At 38.7% G+C, this 19,110-nt stretch carries 24 protein-coding genes and 1 riboswitch; of the genes, 3 read left to right on the top strand and 21 right to left on the bottom strand.

What is annotated here, in order from left to right; translation table 11 throughout:
- Window positions 1–167: 167 nt before the first annotated feature.
- The 10 genes from LJE12_RS17365 to LJE12_RS17320 form a co-directional block, all read right to left on the bottom strand.
- Window positions 168–356: a hypothetical protein gene (locus tag LJE12_RS17365; protein WP_119242516.1), complete on the bottom strand. Its 189-nt coding sequence runs from the start codon at window positions 354–356 to the stop codon at window positions 168–170.
- Between the two features lie 25 nt (window positions 357–381).
- A complete protein-coding gene (locus LJE12_RS17360) occupies window positions 382–1,026 on the bottom strand; it encodes an ABC transporter ATP-binding protein (RefSeq protein WP_025580457.1) in 645 nt (214 codons plus the stop codon).
- Between the two features lie 24 nt (window positions 1,027–1,050).
- Entirely contained in the window at window positions 1,051–1,929 is an 879-nt protein-coding gene (locus LJE12_RS17355) for a hypothetical protein (RefSeq protein WP_025580458.1), read from the bottom strand.
- A gap of 15 nt (window positions 1,930–1,944) precedes the next feature.
- On the bottom strand, window positions 1,945–2,715 hold the full coding sequence (locus tag LJE12_RS17350; protein WP_025580460.1) for a hypothetical protein: 771 nt from the start codon (window positions 2,713–2,715) through the stop codon (window positions 1,945–1,947).
- Window positions 2,716–2,763: 48 nt separating this feature from the next.
- Window positions 2,764–3,855, bottom strand: coding sequence for a hypothetical protein (locus LJE12_RS17345; protein WP_025580461.1), 1,092 nt, complete (start codon window positions 3,853–3,855; stop codon window positions 2,764–2,766).
- 56 nt (window positions 3,856–3,911) lie between these two features.
- Window positions 3,912–4,289, bottom strand: coding sequence for a hypothetical protein (locus tag LJE12_RS17340; RefSeq protein ID WP_025580462.1), 378 nt, complete (start codon window positions 4,287–4,289; stop codon window positions 3,912–3,914).
- A gap of 211 nt (window positions 4,290–4,500) precedes the next feature.
- On the bottom strand, window positions 4,501–5,067 hold the full coding sequence (locus tag LJE12_RS17335) for an accessory gene regulator B family protein (protein ID WP_025580464.1): 567 nt from the start codon (window positions 5,065–5,067) through the stop codon (window positions 4,501–4,503).
- Window positions 5,068–5,222: 155 nt separating this feature from the next.
- Complete coding sequence (locus LJE12_RS17330; protein ID WP_081703307.1) at window positions 5,223–5,369, bottom strand: cyclic lactone autoinducer peptide; 147 nt, start codon at window positions 5,367–5,369, stop codon at window positions 5,223–5,225.
- 125 nt (window positions 5,370–5,494) lie between these two features.
- Window positions 5,495–6,778 (bottom strand): sensor histidine kinase, encoded by a 1,284-nt coding sequence (locus LJE12_RS17325; RefSeq protein WP_025580465.1) that lies wholly within the window; start codon window positions 6,776–6,778, stop codon window positions 5,495–5,497.
- Window positions 6,756–7,535 (bottom strand): LytR/AlgR family response regulator transcription factor, encoded by a 780-nt coding sequence (locus LJE12_RS17320; RefSeq protein WP_025580467.1) that lies wholly within the window; start codon window positions 7,533–7,535, stop codon window positions 6,756–6,758. The genes LJE12_RS17325 and LJE12_RS17320 overlap by 23 nt, the downstream gene beginning before the upstream one ends.
- A 273-nt stretch (window positions 7,536–7,808) precedes the next feature.
- Between LJE12_RS17320 and LJE12_RS17315 the strand changes: the two genes are divergently transcribed.
- Both LJE12_RS17315 and LJE12_RS17310 read left to right on the top strand, forming a co-directional pair.
- The gene (locus tag LJE12_RS17315) at window positions 7,809–8,744 is read left to right on the top strand and encodes a transposase (RefSeq protein WP_025580469.1); all 936 of its coding nucleotides are present in this window, start codon (window positions 7,809–7,811) and stop codon (window positions 8,742–8,744) included.
- A gap of 141 nt (window positions 8,745–8,885) precedes the next feature.
- A complete protein-coding gene (locus LJE12_RS17310; RefSeq protein ID WP_227226662.1) occupies window positions 8,886–9,194 on the top strand; it encodes a hypothetical protein in 309 nt (102 codons plus the stop codon).
- A 76-nt stretch (window positions 9,195–9,270) separates the two neighbouring features.
- Here the strand turns inward: LJE12_RS17310 and LJE12_RS17305 are convergent, their stop codons facing one another.
- From LJE12_RS17305 to LJE12_RS17290, 4 genes are all read right to left on the bottom strand, one after another.
- Window positions 9,271–10,803, bottom strand: a complete 1,533-nt coding sequence (locus tag LJE12_RS17305) for an FtsW/RodA/SpoVE family cell cycle protein (RefSeq protein WP_227226661.1) — start codon at window positions 10,801–10,803, stop codon at window positions 9,271–9,273.
- A gap of 3 nt (window positions 10,804–10,806) precedes the next feature.
- Window positions 10,807–11,136, bottom strand: a complete 330-nt coding sequence (locus LJE12_RS17300) for a PadR family transcriptional regulator (protein WP_019160773.1) — start codon at window positions 11,134–11,136, stop codon at window positions 10,807–10,809.
- A 201-nt stretch (window positions 11,137–11,337) separates the two neighbouring features.
- The gene (locus LJE12_RS17295) at window positions 11,338–12,237 is read right to left on the bottom strand and encodes a hypothetical protein (protein WP_227226660.1); all 900 of its coding nucleotides are present in this window, start codon (window positions 12,235–12,237) and stop codon (window positions 11,338–11,340) included.
- Window positions 12,237–12,452 (bottom strand): hypothetical protein, encoded by a 216-nt coding sequence (locus LJE12_RS17290; RefSeq protein WP_022379879.1) that lies wholly within the window; start codon window positions 12,450–12,452, stop codon window positions 12,237–12,239. Before LJE12_RS17290 ends, LJE12_RS17295 begins: the two co-directional genes overlap by 1 nt.
- 157 nt (window positions 12,453–12,609) lie before the next feature.
- On the opposite strand from LJE12_RS17290, the gene LJE12_RS17285 reads away from it, so the two are divergent.
- Window positions 12,610–12,783 (top strand): hypothetical protein, encoded by a 174-nt coding sequence (locus LJE12_RS17285; protein WP_008706056.1) that lies wholly within the window; start codon window positions 12,610–12,612, stop codon window positions 12,781–12,783.
- Window positions 12,784–12,890: 107 nt separating this feature from the next.
- On the opposite strand, the gene LJE12_RS17280 is transcribed toward LJE12_RS17285, so the two are convergent.
- The 7 genes from LJE12_RS17280 to LJE12_RS17250 all read right to left on the bottom strand — a co-directional run bounded on the left by LJE12_RS17280 (window position 12,891) and on the right by LJE12_RS17250 (window position 18,767).
- On the bottom strand, window positions 12,891–13,712 hold the full coding sequence (locus LJE12_RS17280) for a hypothetical protein (protein ID WP_173702453.1): 822 nt from the start codon (window positions 13,710–13,712) through the stop codon (window positions 12,891–12,893).
- A gap of 6 nt (window positions 13,713–13,718) precedes the next feature.
- Window positions 13,719–14,342 carry a helix-turn-helix domain-containing protein gene (locus tag LJE12_RS17275; RefSeq protein ID WP_227226659.1) on the bottom strand — a complete coding sequence of 208 codons (624 nt, stop codon included), beginning with the start codon at window positions 14,340–14,342 and terminating at the stop codon, window positions 13,719–13,721.
- A gap of 154 nt (window positions 14,343–14,496) precedes the next feature.
- Window positions 14,497–15,051: an alpha/beta hydrolase gene (locus tag LJE12_RS17270; RefSeq protein ID WP_227226658.1), complete on the bottom strand. Its 555-nt coding sequence runs from the start codon at window positions 15,049–15,051 to the stop codon at window positions 14,497–14,499.
- Between the two features lie 39 nt (window positions 15,052–15,090).
- The gene (locus tag LJE12_RS17265) at window positions 15,091–16,449 is read right to left on the bottom strand and encodes a M20 family metallopeptidase (protein WP_227226657.1); all 1,359 of its coding nucleotides are present in this window, start codon (window positions 16,447–16,449) and stop codon (window positions 15,091–15,093) included.
- 124 nt (window positions 16,450–16,573) lie between these two features.
- The gene (locus LJE12_RS17260) at window positions 16,574–17,224 is read right to left on the bottom strand and encodes an SDR family NAD(P)-dependent oxidoreductase (RefSeq protein WP_022379884.1); all 651 of its coding nucleotides are present in this window, start codon (window positions 17,222–17,224) and stop codon (window positions 16,574–16,576) included.
- Entirely contained in the window at window positions 17,224–17,781 is a 558-nt protein-coding gene (locus tag LJE12_RS17255; protein ID WP_008706068.1) for an ECF transporter S component, read from the bottom strand. The genes LJE12_RS17260 and LJE12_RS17255 overlap by 1 nt, the downstream gene beginning before the upstream one ends.
- Complete coding sequence (locus LJE12_RS17250) at window positions 17,778–18,767, bottom strand: nucleoside hydrolase (RefSeq protein WP_118340430.1); 990 nt, start codon at window positions 18,765–18,767, stop codon at window positions 17,778–17,780. The genes LJE12_RS17255 and LJE12_RS17250 overlap by 4 nt, the downstream gene beginning before the upstream one ends.
- A gap of 112 nt (window positions 18,768–18,879) precedes the next feature.
- A riboswitch (PreQ1 riboswitch) is annotated at window positions 18,880–18,924 on the bottom strand.
- Window positions 18,925–19,110: the final 186 nt, after the last annotated feature.

Raw genomic sequence — 19,110 nt, 5'->3', positions numbered from 1 at the left:
TTCTTACCAAAAAGGAGTTATTTTTTACCAAAAACACAAACTATTTTACACTACCAGCTTTTACGGAAGATGATTACTCAGCTCTTTCCCTGACACCATTGATGTCCGGAAAAATGACCCGCAAGGATATATAATGGTATCATTTTGACAGATGCCACTTATTTTGTTTAACTGTTCTTGATCTCTTTTTCAATTCGTTCCATGATTATATCCGTTACCGCTTTTGCCCTTTTCCTCACACTATTACTATATTCTTTAGCCGCATTATACAACAATATATCTGTCTCATTCTGGGCATTATCTATACTTTCTTTAAATCTTTTGTTTTCCTTAAAAGTTTCATATGGTATTATCATACTAACCTCCAACTATATCTTTTAATTATCTTCGTTTTTTCAATATACCATTTTCCATTTCATATACTTCATCACACAACACATCAATATCCTCTCTATTATGGCTTGCCAGGATAATCAGTTTTCCCTCGTTTTTCATCTGCTCAAACAGTCCCCTCATTTCCTGTACCCCATTTTTATCTAAACCGTTCATAGGTTCATCCAGTATTAAAATATCTGGATTTTCCATAATCGCCTGACCGATTGCTAAACGCTGCCGCATACCAAGAGAATATTTTCCTACAGGAATTTTTGAACGTGGTTCAAGTCCCACCTTTTCCAGAACGGAATACATGTATTTTTTATTCAGTTTATTTCGGATTGTATACAGAAATTCCAGATTATGAAACCCGCTCCACTGGCGCAAAAAACCCGGTTCTTCTATAATAATTCCGGCATTCTGCAGCATGTCGGCATCTTTCCCCATACATTTCCCATTTACTCTGATTTCTCCTCTGTCACAGTAAAAAAATCCGCAGATACATTTGAAAAGTACGGTTTTGCCAGACCCGTTATGTCCTACGATTCCGTATATTTTTCCGCTTTCACAGGTCAGCGATACATCTTTTAACACTTCTTTTTCCTTAAAGCTTTTAAATACATGATTTACTTCAATCCTCTGTTTTTCCATCTGTCCTGTCCTCCTGTCTGTAAGCTACGCGTCCTCATTTTCCCAGTGAAACTCTGTATGTTTTACTTTACAGAAAATTATCACAGACATGAAAACAACCGCAACAATTAAAAATGTAAAAATATATGTCAGGGAAGGGATTCGATAACGTCCGCTGACAGGCGTCGCGCTTAATGCCACCTCCGCCCAGTATGTAGGTACAACATGCGCCACAATCAGTTTCCATTCCCCATATATATTCTCCACAATAAATAATGCAACCACACTCATCATTGTCACTGCGACTGCAAGGATTTTACCGGCATACAAACTGATAAGAAACATCAAAATGCCAAGAAACGTACATATCAATGTACATATCAGGACAGTAATTATCATAAGCTGTACCGGCGTAAATTTCCCAAGAATCCCATAATGGAAGCGAAAATCAAGCATTTGCCCCATTCCAAATCCAAATCCCTCATCTGCTCTTTGCGAAGCGAGCGTTTTTATAACTTTTCCCCAGTCTGTCGAAAATTCTATATGTCCCCAAAACGGAAGAACAGCTGCGATTGCAGACAGGATAACTGCAAAAAAAGACCTTATCAGGATACCGGCAATCTGGCTGAGTGCCCAGCGTTCCCTCCCGGTACGGATTACCTGATACATATTAATATGCTGCATAAATGGAACATCAGAATGAATATAAACAATTCCTACATAAAAAATAGATAAAATTCCAAATGAGGACATATAAAAAGGAAAAATGCACCATGAAATCGGATAATTTTTTTCCTTAACAAACTGTAAATATGGCTGATCATACGTCCACGACAAGATTAAAAACGCCGCGCAGAAAGTCGCAAATTTAACATTAAATATTTTTTGCGCAGAAGTTTTCATTATGTATTTTAATGTTTTCATATAGTCCTCCCTCCGCTACATTTTCTTTTTCAGCCCCCAATAGCACCCCGCGGCTGATAGAGCGGAAATGCCCACTGATATAACCGTCAGAAACAAAAGGTTTACTCCGTCACTTGCAAATATTTTCGTATACGCATAAAAAGCGTAGATATTGTAATCAGCTATATTCACAGATACCAGAACGCGAAATGCCAGTACCGGAAAGACAAGAACCAGCACAGTATTTGATATAAACACAGAACATAAGGCAGCCATATTCGACAATGCCCCCGCAATAAGCCCCAGATTCAATGCGTACAGCGTACAGTATAAAATTACATGTCCCTCTTCCAGAATGCTTCCATAACAGCCGTTTAATTCTATTCCATACGAATCTATACTCCAGTCTGTCCACGGAACATATGTACGGCACAAAAACAGAAACAAAACTGATCCCAATATCATAATGCTCAGTGAACTGATATAGATAACGGTTGTTTTAGATAGTACATATGACTTTAAGCTTCCTCTTATCACATTGTAACGAATATACTTATGCTCCTGTTCTTCCGGATATACCCCTGCAAATGGAAAAGCGCAGAAAGAATATGCAATCAGAAATCCTGTCATATTTGTAGAATACACATAGGTAGACAGTACGTTTCCATTTTCAAGCCCTTTTTGAAACAACACGCTTTCCAGAGAAAAAAACAGGATTGCCACTACACCAACAATTCCAGCCAGCCATCGATAACTTTTTCCAAGCCGGCGAAAATCTGTCCGAAGGTAATTTATAAAACACTGCAAAATTATCACACTCTCTTTCTCAGGCAAAATCTGGTATGACAAGCGTTGCTAATTCAGGAAAATTTCAGTTCCTGTAACCGCATTAAGCAAAGCAACCTCCATAGAAGTACCGTCTGTTACTTCAAAATACCAGACCGGCTCTGCCGCTAATTTCTGACCCTCATCAAAATAAGTCCGCAGGACTAATTTTGCATAAGTCACCGTATAAACGGCATCGTCTAATAAAGCACTGTATTTTTCTTCCAGTATATCTGCAATTTCAGGGAACTTCAGAAACTCCAGGGTTTCATCAGAATGTTCAAATATACATGGCGCTTCTGTCAGTGCCAGACTCAACATACCCTGTTTTGTGTAAACAGCAGATATGGGCGCTTTCTGATAGCTTTCAAACGCCCGTGACATCGCGCTTGTTATCCACGGCGGAAGAACCTGCAGTCCCTCATAAAGCTGCCACCCATATATCTCATAAGAATTATTGGCTTCTGTCCAGCCGTCCTGTTTTGCCCTTTGACTGTCAATCATTCCGTCATCTAAAGCTCGCTTCTCCAATATTGCATAATCTTCTCCGCTGGTAGAGAACCAGTCAAACTGATATTCATCAACAGGGCAGCCCAGTGATCTTAATTCTTCTTTTACCTGTTCTGTGCAATCGTCTCCTGATGCAAATTTAAAATTATCTTTTGGAGCGCTGCGTTCGCTCATTCTCACTACCTGTCTGTATATTGAGGATTCGGGTGTATTGTACAGAAACACTCCCGATAACCCTATCACTGTTCCGTCCTCCAATATATACGTATCATTTCCTTTTTCATTTTCAATAGTTGGTTCGTCATGATATTCTTCTGTAACTACTTTTCCCTCAACATATTTTTTGTAAGCTGTTTCTGCATCAATGTTAGAAACACCTTTTATAATAGGGGCGTGGAAGTTGGTAACTTCAAATTTCTCCGGAACGTTTACTACACACTCAAATTTCACCTTCTCTGTTTCCTCTGAATATGATTCCGGAAAAAAATCTCCGTCTTCGCTCTGTACCGTCTCTCCTTCCGGCTCTGTTTTTGCCTCCGTTTCTTTTTCACAGCCCCCTAAACACATACATATTCCCAGCACTATCATTGCTTGTCTCAAGCCTTTTCTCATATAGTCCTCCTTGAAAAAACGAAGGCGGATTTCTCCGCCTTCATCTACAGTTTTATTTACGGTGTGAAACGTCCCCTAACATTCAATCCACTTGTTCCACTGGTAGCATACATCTCGTATGTATAATTAGGCGCTGCATAAGATGTGTAGCTGGCAGAGGAAGCTCTTGAACCAGAAGAAATATACGCCGAATTGGAGCTTGTTCCCTGTCCTGCTTTTCCAGATCTGCATCTCAATGTACCGCTTTTATTAAACGATGTTCCTGTTACATAGAATCTCTGTTCTGTATCCGCTTTCCTTACTGCATAAGAGTATGGATCACCCGGAATCGTCACATTAAATGAAACTGTATCCGCACTTGCTGTAGCTGCTGTCCCCAGCACACACATTGTTGCACTTAAAACGCAAAGTGTTCTTTTAATAATTTTTCTCATAAATCATTTCCCCTTTCTAAAAAAGTTTTTCAGTTATTAAACAACATTGGCACCAACTTGTTTGTTGAATTTACTATAGCATAGAATTATCTCTTAAAACGCACCTTGCCAAAAACTGTATATAATTGTGTCAAAAATGGAACTTCTGTCAAGACTAATGCCTTTTTGTATATTCACACTTTTTTCTTTATTCTCCTATATAAATTATTTATTAGGTACTATATTTCCATAATCCAGCTATCATTGCAATCGCAATCATCACTTGACTCCAAATAATTGCATCTACGACAATTCTTTGGTTTACCCATATTCCCACTAGCATTACGATTCCATTACATAACAAAATTTTCTTTGTATTATTCGCATACTTTTTGCGTGCATCTTCGTCTAAACAATGAATAGTATTTTCTACTGGGGCATATATCCAAATAAATATAACAGTAATAATCCATATTATTATAAACATTATATTTGATAAAACTATTGTTTTTTTCAAAAAGACAACCATGTTCATCATTGCTGTCGATAGAAAATAACAACGTAATTCTGTATCTGCATGATATCCTCCAGCATAAGGTCTCAAAAAAAATATCCCCCAAAATACCAATAATACAAAAGGCAGTTCTTTCCAGAGTATTCCACAAACTACTGTTGTCAATAAATTAAGTAATATCAGAAACCCCTGATGCAATCCATATTGGATAATTTCTCGTTCTTCCTCATCATGTCCAATTTTTTCTATCAATCGTATTGAGAATTTTTTTCTATGCTTTTCCATTAAAAACCTCATTTTCTTCAAAAACACAGTTGCCACAAACTACTATGTTTTCATAAGAAAACTCTATAGTCTATGGCAACCTGATTACTTTTATTGTTCCTAAAAGGAACTATATACTTCCATATTTTCTTTAAAAAATCAACCAATTTACAAAATCACGGTTTTTTCAGCTTTTTGACGGCACATGGAAGTTCTGCCTGATAACCGTAATACGGACATGTTGTATTTGCATCACGCTCTGCTAACTTTATAGCAGTATTTTTTACTATTTTCATACCCAATTTCAAAATATCTTTTTTCATGTTACATCCTCCTAAACATATATTTTTTATAACATACCATAAATTCTCTTCATATGCCTTTTATTGTCAAAAACTGTATATTTTTTTGTCAAAATTGGAACTAAAAAAGAGCCAAGTGGCTCTTTTTAGTTCTCTACAATATTTGACAAATATAATAAAACCTGTACCCAAAATCGTTTTTCCGTATATTCAATCTTTATATCTCCACCACATGCTTCTACTACCTGTTTCACACTTTCCAAACCTAACCCGTGAATAGATGTATCAATTTGGCTGGTTTGAAATATATTACCTTTTTGCACAATTGAACCACTATAACTATTTTCTATCAAAATAATCAGGATATCTTTTTGCACACGCACACTAATGGATAAATACTTTTCATCAGATTTACTCGATTCCCTGACCGCATTATCTACCAAATTTCCTAAAATCACACAAATATTAAAATTATTTCTGTATAGTGATTTTGGAATCTGAATATCCAGATTCACAATTTTCAATAATTCATCCGCACGCCTGAGCATGTAATTTAAAACCCCATCAATTTCTTTATTCCCTGTCGAAACTTTTTCTGCTGGATTTAACATAAATTTTTCCATGTGTTCTAAATATCTCATCATATCCTTATTCTTATCCTGCTGTGCCATAGCAGATAATTCTATTAAATGATGCTTCATATCGTGACGCAATTTTTTAATATGCTCCTGAGATTCCTGCACCACATCAAGCTGATGTGCATATACATCAATTATCTGCTCCAGTTTCTTCTCATTCATTTTCGCCACATAAAATTGGGTTAATGTGTAATATAAATAAAACAAAAATGAATTGATGAGTATCAAACTGAATGCTACTGTAAGAACTACAGGTTTGTTATTTTCTGTTAAAGTTGCAATGCTGTGCATACAAACAATGCTAACCAAGGGAATCATACCCAATATGAATACATTCATAAGTGGTAGAGAATCCTGCGTTTTTTTCTTTGTAAATTCTGAAAAAAAAGCAGTTGGAATTAAAATCGCCAAGCTAGTTATAAATTGATAAGCTGAGCCTACTCTTTGTCCGGGAACATATCCTGCCAACAGTTGAACAACTATAATATCTGCTAGTAAATTAATAGAATATATAATAAATGTCATTAGGAATTTTTTAGACAGCTTTATCTTATACGGGCATGCCAGTAGAAATAAAGCAATGACATTCGAAATTATATTCAAATTTGGCGATTCAAATATAATACTAACAATATAAGTCCCAATACATGCAAAAGTATATAGAATCCAATTATATTTCCATAGACATTTTTCTCTGGCAGCAAAAAAATCTATGTACCTTTTAACTGCATAAAATCGAATTCCATTTGAAAACAATATAAGCAACAGTTCAGCTATCATTACGAATTTCATTTGCCATACTCTCCATTAGTTTTCTTCTTATAGCCACACGGTTCGATCTGCTAATATCCAACACATCTCCGTTTATCATTTTTATCCATTTATAAGTAATTTCTTTCGCATGGCACATATTGATCAAATATGATTTGTGAATACGCAAAAACAACCCCTCTGGACACATCTGTTCAATCTCAGATAACTTACCATAAAAACTTTCTATTTTCTTTTCCATTACAATATTAATTTTTCTTCCATCACTTTGAAAATACAAAATATCTTTGTACATAATTCTGTAACTATTTCCTTGATTTTTATACTCAAAATTGCACTCATTTTTTCCAATAATACTAAATATTTTCTCCATAACATGATACAGCCGTTCTTTTTTTATTGGTTTTATCAGAAAATCAAATGGCTGGTTTTGAAACAGTTCTAAAGCATATTCCTTTTTAGAAGATATATATATCATAAACATATCTGTATTCCTCAATATATCCCTGATATATTTTCCGACCTCAACCCCATTCATTCCCGGAAGTTCAATATCTAAAAAAAGAATGTCTGGAGCTTTTTCTTTTTTCAAATATTCTGTCAAAGTATCTCCATCAAAAAACACGTCCACTTCCAACTTTATACATTTTTCGAACGCAAAAAAACTAAGCATTTTCTCTATCTCTGAACAAGTTACTTTCTCATCATCGCATATTACTACTCGCATTATTTCTCCATCTCCTGCTATTCCGTATATTACTCTATTATTTTTATCCATGCAAGCTACTCCTTTCAATTTTTCATAAACTTCATCTTTAGAAGTATGTTAGCAAGAATATAACTATAAATGAGCAAGTTCGTGATTTTGCATAAAAAGAAAGACACCTTAAATCGTTTGTGTTGTATAATGAAAGTGACCAAACAAACATTGCAACATTTACGAAAGAAGGTGCCTCTCACAAATACTATACATTATTCTACATTCATATACAACCAGCTTAAGAAATTAAATTTATGCAAATCTTTTTCGAACAGAGTGATCGGTCATCTCATGAGTATCCTGATCAGTATCTTTATCTCAGGTTACCACGGAAAGACTACCGACTTTTCACAAAACAGTTCCTGCCCCAGAACTACCATCGCACATTTCCTCAATTCTGGGAAATGGGATGATACCTTACTTGAAAATACTTTAAAATCCTCCGTAGTTGAAATTATTTATTCAGAAGCACAGCGCACCGGAAAACCTGTTTTCTGTATTGTGGATGATACCATAGCTTCAAAGACAAAGCCTTCGTCACAGGCTATGCATCCAATTGAAGATGCGTATTTCCACCAGTCCCATTTAAAGAGAAAACAGGATTATGACCATCAGGCAGTTGCTGTTATGCTTTCGTGCAATGGCATTGTCCTGAACTATGCTTTTGTACTGTACAATAAATCCATTTCCAAGATTGATATTGTGCAGAACATTGCAAAGGAACTGCCAGAACCTCCAGTCATGTCATATTTCCTTTGTGACTGCTGGTATGTTTCTGAAAAAATAATCAACACATTTGTACAGAAGGGGTTCCATACCATTGGAGCTTTAAAAACAAACCGCCTGCTGTACCCGTCAGGAATGAAAAAGAAGCTCAGCGAACTTGCTGCTGAATTATCGGTAACAGAGAAAGGATTTGACCCTGTGACAGTCAAAAACCGAAAATATTATGTGTGCCGGTGGACAATAGGGGTATTTTTCAGACAATGTAAAACCCGTCTGGCGTTGGATACCTATCAGATACGTTCCTCGAAAGGAATCCAGAGGTACTGGCTGTTGATGTCAATGGCACATTATATCTGTGTTATAAGCACTGGGCAATATCAGTCTTTCCAGGAAGGATATCAACTGATTCGCAGTACCATTCAGCAGGAAAAGTATCAATATTTGTTTCAATGTGCAAAATCCTGTGTCGATTTTGAAGCGTTTATGAAATTAGCAGGATAGTTTTGTGCATTTTTTCAAATTTGCTCATTTATAGCTTAATAATTAAAGCAGAAGCAGGATAACGGTGAAGCTTTTACTGAAGATGATTACGCTGCTCTTTCCCTGACACCATTGATGTCCGGAAAAATGAGCCGCAAGGATATGTTTAAAGAAGCAATTTGTCTGGCAAAGCCCAATATTGAGCTGAATGCTGAAAAGACAACTGCGATGTTGTATACACTGGCTGACAAGTTCTTAGACAGAACTGAGTTAGACGAAATTAAGGAGGTAATGCGCATGACCAGACTTGGACAGATGTTAATGGATGAGGGCATGGAACTCAAAGAAACCGACTCCATCAAAAAACTTATGAAAAATATGAACCTGACCATTGACCAGGCAATGAACGCCCTGGAAGTTCCGGCAGATAAACGTGAAAAATACCGCAAGACAATCACTCCTGACAATTAATGGATAAAAGTACCGCCATATTGACTTATCACAATCAATATGGCGGTATCTTTCTTAATACAGTTTCTTACATTTTCTATCTGTTCATTTCATTGTGCTGCACAATCTTTCTCATATTTCCAACCAGAAGCAATGTCAGTACAATGGTTACGATTTTAAACGGAATATTCATATAACTCTTACACAAATCCCAATATATGGCAACGCACATAACAGCAACAGTGCCTCCTGTCAATACGCACATGGACATTTTTGAGACATACAGAGCTTTTTTTGCTTTGGTTTTATCGAATTTGAAACCTATTTTCAAGTGTCGTGGATAGATATTTTTATATCTGTATGTACTCAGTACAATCCCCATCAGTCCATAGGAAACTATAATGCAACTTCCTCCCGCTGATAAAAAGGGAAGAAATGTTACTGATTGTGGAAATACACCCAGATTTTCCAGGATATTTATGAAAAAGTTTATAAGGAATACAATTCCGCATCCACATCCCATCATCATACCGAGCTGATTCTTCTGTCTCATGGCAGTGTTAAAAACTGCGAAAATCAAAACTGCCAGAACACAGCATAAAAGCACGGCTGCAATTGTTCCATATACAGATGACAGATAGGTCAAAATATAATCCGCATTAAAAGCCGGCAGATTTCCCATTACATCTGATTCACTTTTCCCTATCCATTTATTCTGCTGCCAGAATGAATGTAGCATTCCGGTGAAATAATCTTCCTCTCCACCACCTGAAAAAATAGCCTGTAAACGTGCAATCTGATATTCTGTCAGGCTGCTGCTCAGATACCTGATCAGAAAAGCTGCCACAGGCATAGCCAGAAAACCAGCCCAGATTCCGCAGATGGCTTTCTTTTTTCTCACAGTAAACCAGTTCTTTTGAATTGCGATTGTCAGCATAACCAGCATAGATACCAGCATCATACAAGCCGTCATAAGCGCAGGCATGGCACAGACCAATATAACAGGTGCAATCATCCATATGATTGCTCTCATCAAGCCCTTATATCCCCATCCATGATATTTATACAAAATTGCTCCATATATGGGAACATAAAACAGCATCAGAGTCTGCATGGATATTCCTCTTCCTCCCGGCAGTACAATGAAGCATCTTGCCCCATTTAACTGATAGCCACCCAACAAGGTAACCAGACAGGAAAACAGTAAAATGACAGCAATTATTTTCGAAGATCTTGCCAGTACAGTGTAATCCAGAAGATATAAAATCATCATAACTGCAAGTCCGATCACAACATGGAACACATATCTGTCCGAACCGGCCGCAGCGTTCTCACTGATTTTTCCGGCAATCCCTGCATGTATCAAAACGCCTGCAATGCTGATAAGAACGATTATTCCCAGAAGTTTCCATGCAACCTGAGGCCTGTGGACACTGTCAAGAGAGATTCCTGTTTCCACAGGATCTCCCATATCCCGGACAGCTTCCCTCTCTGCCTGTTCACGATCCATGCCTGCCTGCATATTTGCCTCGATCTGATCTTCTATATGATCCTGAAATTCCTGTTTTACATAAGGCCGCGCTTTTTTACAGCGAATCTGTTCCAGTAATGTTTTCAGATATTCGTCCATAGATCACACCTCCATTACAAGCACGTTGGTCACTGCTGCAGAATACTCTTTCCATTCCTCAACTTTCTTTTCCAGAAATCCCCTTCCCTGTCTGGTCAGGCTGTAATACTTTCTGGTCTTTCCGGCTGCCTCCTGTTCGTATACTGTCAGAAATCCCTTATCCTCCAGACTGTGCAGTAAGGGATACAGAGTTCCTGCTTTCAGTTCAAACACGTTCTGAGATTTCTGTCGCAGGGTATCGATCATCTCATATCCATACATATCCTTTTCTGATAGCAATTTCAGTATAAGCATTGTCATACTCCCGGAAACCAGTGATTTTTCAATAGCCATAGTATTCACCTCCCATTGTATAGGTTGTCTATATATCGGTTATCTATATAATAAAGGAACCTGTATACTATGTCAACTGTTTCCGGAATAATTTTGACAACTTCACTGCTATGGCAACCGAGTTCTGGTATCTACATACTTTTTCGGACAGAAAAACCACCGCATTGTCATATAGTAACACAATGCGGTGGTATAAATCTCTCAAAACAGATCCAGCATACTGTCCAGATAGATTTTTTCTCTGACATGTATCTGGTATTCCGGTCTGGTCATGTAATAGAGCAGAAATTCCAGTAGCAGAGCACTTCCGAGTCCTCTTCCTTCTATTTTAAAATTTGAAAATCCCATTGGCAGATAGATATCCCGGATATCATTGATTCCAATAAATCCCGGATTCTCCATAGCTTTTGAAAAAAGATATCCCCTCTCTCCTTCTGGTGCCTTGCAGTAATGCTCCGGGCAGTTTTCACCCAGATTCTTGCGGCTGACCGTTTCATAGCAGGCTTTTCTGTCCCTGCATCCAGCCCAGCAGCATTCATTGCAGAGAAATTCTACTTTGTCCTTCTCAGCCTGAGACAATGTATTTAACTTATCAAAAGCCTTGTTTAGCCGGAAATCCGGCACAACATAATGGAAATCTTTTCTCCTGATTTCTTCCTCAAGCTGTGTAAAATCTGTCAGAACCTTGGTAGTGGAGGAAACAAAATAGAGTCCCGGATACTGCTCCTTAAGATGTTCCAAAAGCAGTTCTGAATAAATGATCACACCGTTTCGCGGTTCTCTGTTTCTCTCAAACAACCGGCACAGTGCATTGCATTTTCTGTCTGAAAGGTGCTCCTGACGAAGCAGGGAATTGCTGAAAGTCAGTCGGGCAGAAATCCCATATTCCTGCATCAGTTCAAGAACCTCCTCCGGGTCATTCTCTCCGAAGCCAGCCCTGCCTCCACCCCAGATACAGTCTGCCGAAGCACCATATATGGAGCCTATTTCACACCAGTCGTAAAAATATTCCCTGTGTTCCCGATATAATGGCAAAAACATCCGATACAGTTCATAAAACTCAAACAGCCCGGGCAGGTGAAAATATGCTTTCTCCTTCATTAATTTTCCAGCACATCCTCTATGGTTTCCGAAGCATCCTCAAGAGCATCCAGGGCTTCGATCAGTTCATCTGCTTTTCCTGTATGTGTCTCCTCTTCTTCATACTCATCAATCAGTGCTGTCAGCTGATCTTTTATCTCTTCCAGACCTTCATAGATTTCCTTTAATTTTTCTTCCCGTTCCATTACGGATGAAAGCTTTACAACTTTAGACATTGTGATACCTCCCATATGCATTTTCTTTAGGAAAAATTATAACACTGCCCTCTTTTTATGTCTATATAATCTGAAGGCACTTGTGATACCCGTTTTCTCTGTGGTATTCTATAGATATGATCATTGCGTTACGCAAAATATAAAGTGGAGGATTTTTATGTTAGTTTGTGATTATATTGTAGAATCTATTGACGGTGACTATGCACATCTTCGCAGAACGGATCTGCCTGAAGAGGAATTAAAGCTCGTAGCGCGGGCACTTCTGCCCTTTGACATCACAGAAGGATGCAGATTACATTATGAAATGATGCAGTATAGTATCATTGACTGATTTGACAGTCTCCGACTCACAGCCGTTACAAAAAGTTTACCAGAAAAGGCAGGTAAGTGACTTTTTTATCCTTTACCTGCCTGTAACTTCACGTTCTCTCTGTAATATCATTTTTTCATCAGATACCCATACTTACGCATCTGTCTTCTTAACAGCTGCTCCACGCGTCTTATTACTTCCCTAGGATAATTTTCCGAATTCTTCTGTAAGTATATCTGAATATCTTTGAATGTAAATTGGAAACCAATCTGAATGCCATACAGTTCTTCTGCTGCATCCAACTGTATATCAAAATCCGAGCTAAATGGCTTCGCCTCAATTTTTTCCAGACAATATTCCAATGACTGATCAATAGGATAATCCTGATTTATGTCGGCAAACATACAAAGTCCCTGATCAAAAAAAGGACTCAGTTCATATTTTTGTGTTTTTTCATTATAAATGACCGCAATATTGTTGGTATGTCTGTCCTCATTCATGAAAAACGCATCTATTTCCAGCATTGCAGTCAGATACGCTCCAAAATTATCTATTTTAGTAATTTCTTCCACCTGAGTTACCAGGTACTGAATGCGTTCTGAAACATCCGCAAAATCTGAGAGCTTTACTGCCAGACTTTCACCTGTATATCGACGATACAATTTTTCCAGCGGAATCAGAATCTGATTTGCTTTCAGAAAATCCAAACTGGAACAGCCCTGAAATATTTTCCCATTATACTCAATTACAGCTGCTTCATACTCAACAAAAGGGAAAGGACAGGTACTCTTCTGCAAAAGGTCAGATACAAGAACTTCAGATAAACCTTCATATCCCATATAATCAGCCTTATACCACCTGTCATCAATTTTCCATTTGAGCTGATCTCCCTTGGAAGTATGACCGCTCTTATGCAAGGGAGAATATGCATCAAAATTGCGAATTTCCATTTTTGATCAGCCCTCCTTTTTCAGAATCATAATCCATTGATGATCATCTGACATGCGCCCCTGTGTTTTTTCAATAATTAATAACGGATCATAAAATGGAAGCCCCATCTCTCTCAGAATATCTTTCCTGTGATCGCGTGTTCTGGGAAAACAGCGTTCTTCCAGAAAATATTCAAAATCAGCCCAATCCGGATCAGTTACAACTCCAAATGCCCGGAAAATAATCTGATCTGTATAGTTTTTAATCTTAATTTTTTCATGCCTGAAATCAATATCTATCGTTGTACACAGATCATCATGATTCATGAAATTCATACGCATTTTCACATCCGGATCATCAGAAAAATTATAGGCTCGCTTTATCTGACTGTAAATCGTCTGACGGGAAACGTGATACTGTCTGGCAATATCTGTAATTTTTTCTCCCCGGTCCTGCAGTGCCAAAATATGTGCCAGCTGTTCTTCTGTAAACGAATTTTTCCTTCCGGTATTTTTTTTCTTTTCAGAAATAATGCTGTTATTCATATCAGCATTCAAACCTCGGTAATTGTCGGCATCTCTGGATATCTGCTTCAGTTCATGAATATCTGTTGTTCCAAAAATCTGCTGTATCTGATCTTGAAAGTTCATATTCACATCACCACCTAAAAAGACATTATGGAAACCACTTTCACATATAACAGTTTGTGTAATTGAGTATAGCATGGAGCAAAAAGAAGTGTCAAGAAATAGTTTCTTGACACTTCTTCACCCATATCTACTCAATATGATTATATGCTTTTTCTTATTTCCGCTCCAAAAATCCCTTGGTTTTCCCCATAACATCCTGGAGAATTTTCAGGTTTTCCAGTGTATCTGTTGTTTCCAGTGAATGGTTTGCATTTTCATAAGTATACATTGGCACCTGCTGTTTTTGAGAAAAAGCCTGTACTTCAGGAACAATACTCCATGGATCTGAAGTTCCGATAAAGGCAATGGCATCTCTGTGAGCAAAATTATATGTGTATTTCAATGGTGTGTATAGTATCTGCCGACATCTGATACTGTGTTTCTCTGCATATGCGGATGCTATGATCGTGCCTACGCTTTTTGCGACAAATAATATTTCATCATATTTGTCAAAGTCAATGGCAGAAAGACTTTTCTCTGCCTGTTCATAAAGGCTTTCGAATGCCTGCTGCATTTTTTCTTCATTTCCCCGGATATTTCCGCCATCATAAGTATAGCTTAATGCAATTGTTTCTTCATAGCCGCATTCCTGCGCCAGCTTTCGTGAATAATATAAAAGCGGCCTGTCACAATGATACCCGATACCCGGGAAAAATACTGCTGCCTTCATGTTCTGCTCTCCATTTAATAGCTGCTCCATCATTTTTCATCAGATTGCCAGAAGATTCTTAATTGCTTCCATATAGACCAGAACTGCCTCTTCCATGCCGGATACGAGGATAAATTCATCTGCACTGTGGATACGATAATCGATTCCCGGCTTTTCAGGTCCAAATGCAATGATATTTTTAAGAGATTTTGCATAAGTGCCACCGCCGATTACCATTGGTTTGTTCTCTGTATCACCTGTTACATCTGTGTAAGCTTTGTATAAAGCATTTACCAGTGGGGATTCTCTTGGGAAGAATAAGGCATCACCAATTCCCAGAATCTCTATACGTCCATTCTCATCCTCAAGTCTGCTCTCACACATCCTGCGGACTTCATCTGCTTTCAATGTTACAGGTACTCTGATATCAATTGTACAGGAGATCACATCATTCTCTGTTTTGATCATACCGTTGCAAAGAGTAAGTTCGCCATACTCATCTGCAAATTTCAGTCCAATGCCTTCACCATCGCAGGATGTGCCGATATGTGTATTATAGAATTCCACAAAATCGTCCTTAAATCCTGCTTTCTCCAGACATTCAAAAGTAACACCTATTGCATTGACCCCAAGAGTCGGAGTGCTGGCATGTGCCGGAACTCCCTTTGCATAAATACTGATCTGTCCATTTCCCTCTGTTACCTTATATTCCTGAAGCTTTGTCTCTGCAAGTACAGCTTCCAGTCTCTCCTTCAGTCCTTCTTCGGCAGGAACAACTATTGTGGAGTAATCGCATACTGCGTTAAAGACAAACCCTCCATCTGCAGAGATGATTTTCGTGTTCTTGGAATAAGCCATCATCTGCAGAAGCCCCTTTTCGCCATGAATACATGGAAAACTGGCATCCGGGGTAAAGCCGCAGGATAATTCTTCTGCCACTTCATTATAATGTTCCATACATTTGGAACCTGTTTCCTCATTACATCCCATAATGAGACGTACTCTCTTGTTCAGCTTCACACCTGAATCGCGGAGAAGCTTCATTGCATAAAGAGCTTCCAGAACAGGTCCCTTATCATCTGTTGTTCCACGACCGTAAACATAATCACCCTCACGTGTCAGTTTAAACGGATCATAACTCCAGTCGCCGCCTACAGGTACGATATCCAGATGTCCGGCAATACCAACAATCTCATCACCCTCGCCCATCTCTGCATAACCACAGTAATTATCCAGATTGACTGTCTTAAATCCAAGCTCCTGTGCAATCTTAAGACCTTCTTCCAGTGCTTTGGCAGGTCCTTCTCCAAAAGGTTTCCCCTCTGCGGGAGTGCCAAGCTGAGAATCAATGGCAACCAGCCTTCCCAAATTGGTAAGCATCTCCTCTGTTAATCCATGAATCTGTTCTTTGATATCCATAATTTTTGCGCCTCCTGTTAAATACTTTCTCTATCTTTGAAATATCTTTATCATTATTTTCTCATTTTATCATATTCGGGCACAAAATAACAGCAGATTGCAGGAATGATTTTTCAGACCCACTCTATGGCCAGATAAAATTGCAGTTTCCGGCCTCCAGACCGTCAATGAGAATGTTCTGGCCTGTACAGAAACGGTTTTTTACCGCCATAAAGTAAATCCACTCTGCTGCCTCTTCCACAGACATCCATCGTTTCAGAGGTGTGAGTTCCATGATCTGATTCCAGAGCTTTTTATCCTCCATCACCGGCCGGTTCAGTTCAGTCATTACCCCACCGAAATCCAGGCTGTTGCATGTAGCCTGATAAGGAGCTATCCTCATGGCCACGTTTTTCGTGTAGGCAAGGACTCCTCCTTTGCTTGCCGCATACTCCGGAAATTCAGACCCTGTATGTCCGCTTGCTGATCCAATCATAATAACAGAATAAATATTTGGATGAATGCCGTAATGTTCTGTAACAGAAATCGTCCCTTTCAGATTTACATCAATATCATCGCCATTCTGGACACCTGCATTATTGATCAGAATATCTACCGGTCCGATTTCCGGATAAGAGTTTTTGTCTCTGATATCCAGACAGAAATGCGTATATTTCGGATGTTGGATTGAGGATATATTTTTATCAAATCCATAGACTTCATGATTTTCTTTCAGGAACAATTCTGCACAGCCTTTCCCGATCCCGGATGCTGCGCCTGTGATCAGAACTTTCATCAGGCAAAATTCTCCTTCATACTTTTACGCAGCGCTGTAATAAGAACTGCTGCTACTGCAATACACAGAACCCTGTCAATGTAATCTGTGATAAACTGAACCACAAAGCAGCTTCCTACCATTCCAAGAGGTGTTTTTGCCAGAAGCTGTACAAGAACGGTGGATCCGGAAGAAGTGATTCCTCCAAATAAAAACGCCGTAATACAGGAACTGATTATGGTAGATGGAAGTGTGATCACAAGAGCAGCCGGAAATATCTGCCACTTTTTCGGCTGGAATTTTCTGTACACAAGACCTGTCACAAAACCAAGAAGAATCCCTACCGGAGCGTAATACAGGGAATAAATATCTACAGTCATTCCCATCAGCAGGCCGCTGAGCAGATTAGGCAACATTCCATAAAAAGGACCCAGAACAGCAGCCACAAATACGGTTCCGATACTGTCCAGATAAATAGGAAGTTTCAGAAATAAAGCAATCTGTCCTCCCACAAAATTAATGCAGATAGCAAAAGCAATCATACAGATTTTCTGTACACTTATTTTTTCAGTTTTCATTTTAAATCTCCTCGTATTAAATCTTGTAAAATATCCAGTTTTTCCGGTTCCTGATCAAGGATCCTTGAAAGAAACATCTGAAAGAATCCATACACATCTACCTCAGTCAGCACCCTCGCATTCGATGCTTTCCGATAGAAATTCATAGCGTCCACAACAGACTGCCCAAGAGAAATCCCCTCTGTTTCAATCTGTACATAGGAATCAAAGCCTTTGCAGAGTTCCGGATTGATAAAATATGCCACTGCCAGGGGATCATTGATCACACAGCCAATGATATGCTCCCATTCCCAATGAAAATCAAAATAAAATTTCGTAATCTTCTTTACAAATTCCCCTGTTTCTTTGTTCAGACGGCACATATACTCCAGCAGATCAGGCGTGAGCACAATCTTTCTCGTCACATCCAGCCCGACCATATGGATTTTCTGGCCATTCTGATGGAGTGTCTCATATACCAGTGAAGCCCCATCCGGGTCACACCAGTAATTGTATTCTGCAACAGGTGAACAGTTTCCATGACTTTTAAAGCTGCCGCCCATGGAAACAATTTCCTCAATACAGGAAAATGCTTCTTTATCTTTCTGGATCAGTCTGGCAAGATTGGTCATAGGTGCCAGTTCGATTATGGATACTTTCTCTTTTTTCAGTACATCAGCCAGAAAATCCACAGCACTGATCTGCTGCTGATAACCGGTTACTTCAGGCAGAAAGCTCTCTCCAAGCCCGTCTTCTCCGTGAGTATCCAGAGCATTCACGTAATCCCGCCTTAAGGGAGTGCTTTCCCCAATGTACACAGGAACATCCAGACGATTCATCTGCTTCAGGATTTTCTTTGCATTTCCAAATCCCATCTCCACCGGTGAATTTCCACACACAATGGTGATTCCGATCACTTCGATCTCCGGTGATTTCAGTGCAAGCATAATCGCAAGACTGTCATCAATCCCCGGATCACAATCAATAATTACTTTTCTTTTTTTCATTTAATTCCTTTCTGTCAAAGCAAAAAAAATACTTTTGTTTATCCCTCAATAAACAAAAGCATCAGCAAACAGACCGCTTATGATAACTCATAAGCGACCGCAATATTTTTTACTTTGCCTAGTTTTTTATACTGGGAGGGTTTCGAACCAGTTTCGGTGGTTATTTTAACACATATTTTTATGCATGACAACAGTTAGCGCATACACCATTTGAGATTTGCAGCATATTCTAACAGCAGAAATCTCGTGACATGCTCCCGCCACTTAAATCTTACAGATTTTGAAGTGGGGGCTTCCTGCTCGATTGCCCTTCAGGGCAAAGCTAAAACAGGCTATCCCCGCG

The organism is Blautia sp. DFI.6.71, assembly GCF_020593585.1.
Lineage (GTDB): Bacteria > Bacillota > Clostridia > Lachnospirales > Lachnospiraceae > Blautia_A > Blautia_A wexlerae.
This window is presented reverse-complemented; position numbering and strand designations above follow the sequence as displayed.

What these genes read in the sequence shown, in the direction of transcription:
- LJE12_RS17365 (WP_119242516.1), bottom strand. Translation starts at nt 356, where the DNA reads ATGATAATACCATATGAAACTTTTAAGGAAAACAAAAGATTTAAAGAA.
- LJE12_RS17360 (WP_025580457.1), bottom strand. Translation starts at nt 1,026, where the DNA reads ATGGAAAAACAGAGGATTGAAGTAAATCATGTATTTAAAAGCTTTAAG.
- LJE12_RS17355 (WP_025580458.1), bottom strand. Translation starts at nt 1,929, where the DNA reads ATGAAAACATTAAAATACATAATGAAAACTTCTGCGCAAAAAATATTT.
- LJE12_RS17345 (WP_025580461.1), bottom strand. Translation starts at nt 3,855, where the DNA reads ATGAGAAAAGGCTTGAGACAAGCAATGATAGTGCTGGGAATATGTATG.
- LJE12_RS17340 (WP_025580462.1), bottom strand. Translation starts at nt 4,289, where the DNA reads ATGAGAAAAATTATTAAAAGAACACTTTGCGTTTTAAGTGCAACAATG.
- LJE12_RS17335 (WP_025580464.1), bottom strand. Translation starts at nt 5,067, where the DNA reads ATGGAAAAGCATAGAAAAAAATTCTCAATACGATTGATAGAAAAAATT.
- LJE12_RS17330 (WP_081703307.1), bottom strand. Translation starts at nt 5,369, where the DNA reads ATGAAAAAAGATATTTTGAAATTGGGTATGAAAATAGTAAAAAATACT.
- LJE12_RS17325 (WP_025580465.1), bottom strand. Translation starts at nt 6,778, where the DNA reads ATGAAATTCGTAATGATAGCTGAACTGTTGCTTATATTGTTTTCAAAT.
- LJE12_RS17320 (WP_025580467.1), bottom strand. Translation starts at nt 7,535, where the DNA reads ATGGATAAAAATAATAGAGTAATATACGGAATAGCAGGAGATGGAGAA.
- LJE12_RS17315 (WP_025580469.1), top strand. Translation starts at nt 7,809, where the DNA reads ATGAGTATCCTGATCAGTATCTTTATCTCAGGTTACCACGGAAAGACT.
- LJE12_RS17310 (WP_227226662.1), top strand. Translation starts at nt 8,886, where the DNA reads ATGTTTAAAGAAGCAATTTGTCTGGCAAAGCCCAATATTGAGCTGAAT.
- LJE12_RS17305 (WP_227226661.1), bottom strand. Translation starts at nt 10,803, where the DNA reads ATGGACGAATATCTGAAAACATTACTGGAACAGATTCGCTGTAAAAAA.
- LJE12_RS17300 (WP_019160773.1), bottom strand. Translation starts at nt 11,136, where the DNA reads ATGGCTATTGAAAAATCACTGGTTTCCGGGAGTATGACAATGCTTATA.
- LJE12_RS17295 (WP_227226660.1), bottom strand. Translation starts at nt 12,237, where the DNA reads ATGAAGGAGAAAGCATATTTTCACCTGCCCGGGCTGTTTGAGTTTTAT.
- LJE12_RS17290 (WP_022379879.1), bottom strand. Translation starts at nt 12,452, where the DNA reads ATGTCTAAAGTTGTAAAGCTTTCATCCGTAATGGAACGGGAAGAAAAA.
- LJE12_RS17285 (WP_008706056.1), top strand. Translation starts at nt 12,610, where the DNA reads ATGTTAGTTTGTGATTATATTGTAGAATCTATTGACGGTGACTATGCA.
- LJE12_RS17280 (WP_173702453.1), bottom strand. Translation starts at nt 13,712, where the DNA reads ATGGAAATTCGCAATTTTGATGCATATTCTCCCTTGCATAAGAGCGGT.
- LJE12_RS17275 (WP_227226659.1), bottom strand. Translation starts at nt 14,342, where the DNA reads ATGAACTTTCAAGATCAGATACAGCAGATTTTTGGAACAACAGATATT.
- LJE12_RS17270 (WP_227226658.1), bottom strand. Translation starts at nt 15,051, where the DNA reads ATGAAGGCAGCAGTATTTTTCCCGGGTATCGGGTATCATTGTGACAGG.
- LJE12_RS17265 (WP_227226657.1), bottom strand. Translation starts at nt 16,449, where the DNA reads ATGGATATCAAAGAACAGATTCATGGATTAACAGAGGAGATGCTTACC.
- LJE12_RS17260 (WP_022379884.1), bottom strand. Translation starts at nt 17,224, where the DNA reads ATGAAAGTTCTGATCACAGGCGCAGCATCCGGGATCGGGAAAGGCTGT.
- LJE12_RS17255 (WP_008706068.1), bottom strand. Translation starts at nt 17,781, where the DNA reads ATGAAAACTGAAAAAATAAGTGTACAGAAAATCTGTATGATTGCTTTT.
- LJE12_RS17250 (WP_118340430.1), bottom strand. Translation starts at nt 18,767, where the DNA reads ATGAAAAAAAGAAAAGTAATTATTGATTGTGATCCGGGGATTGATGAC.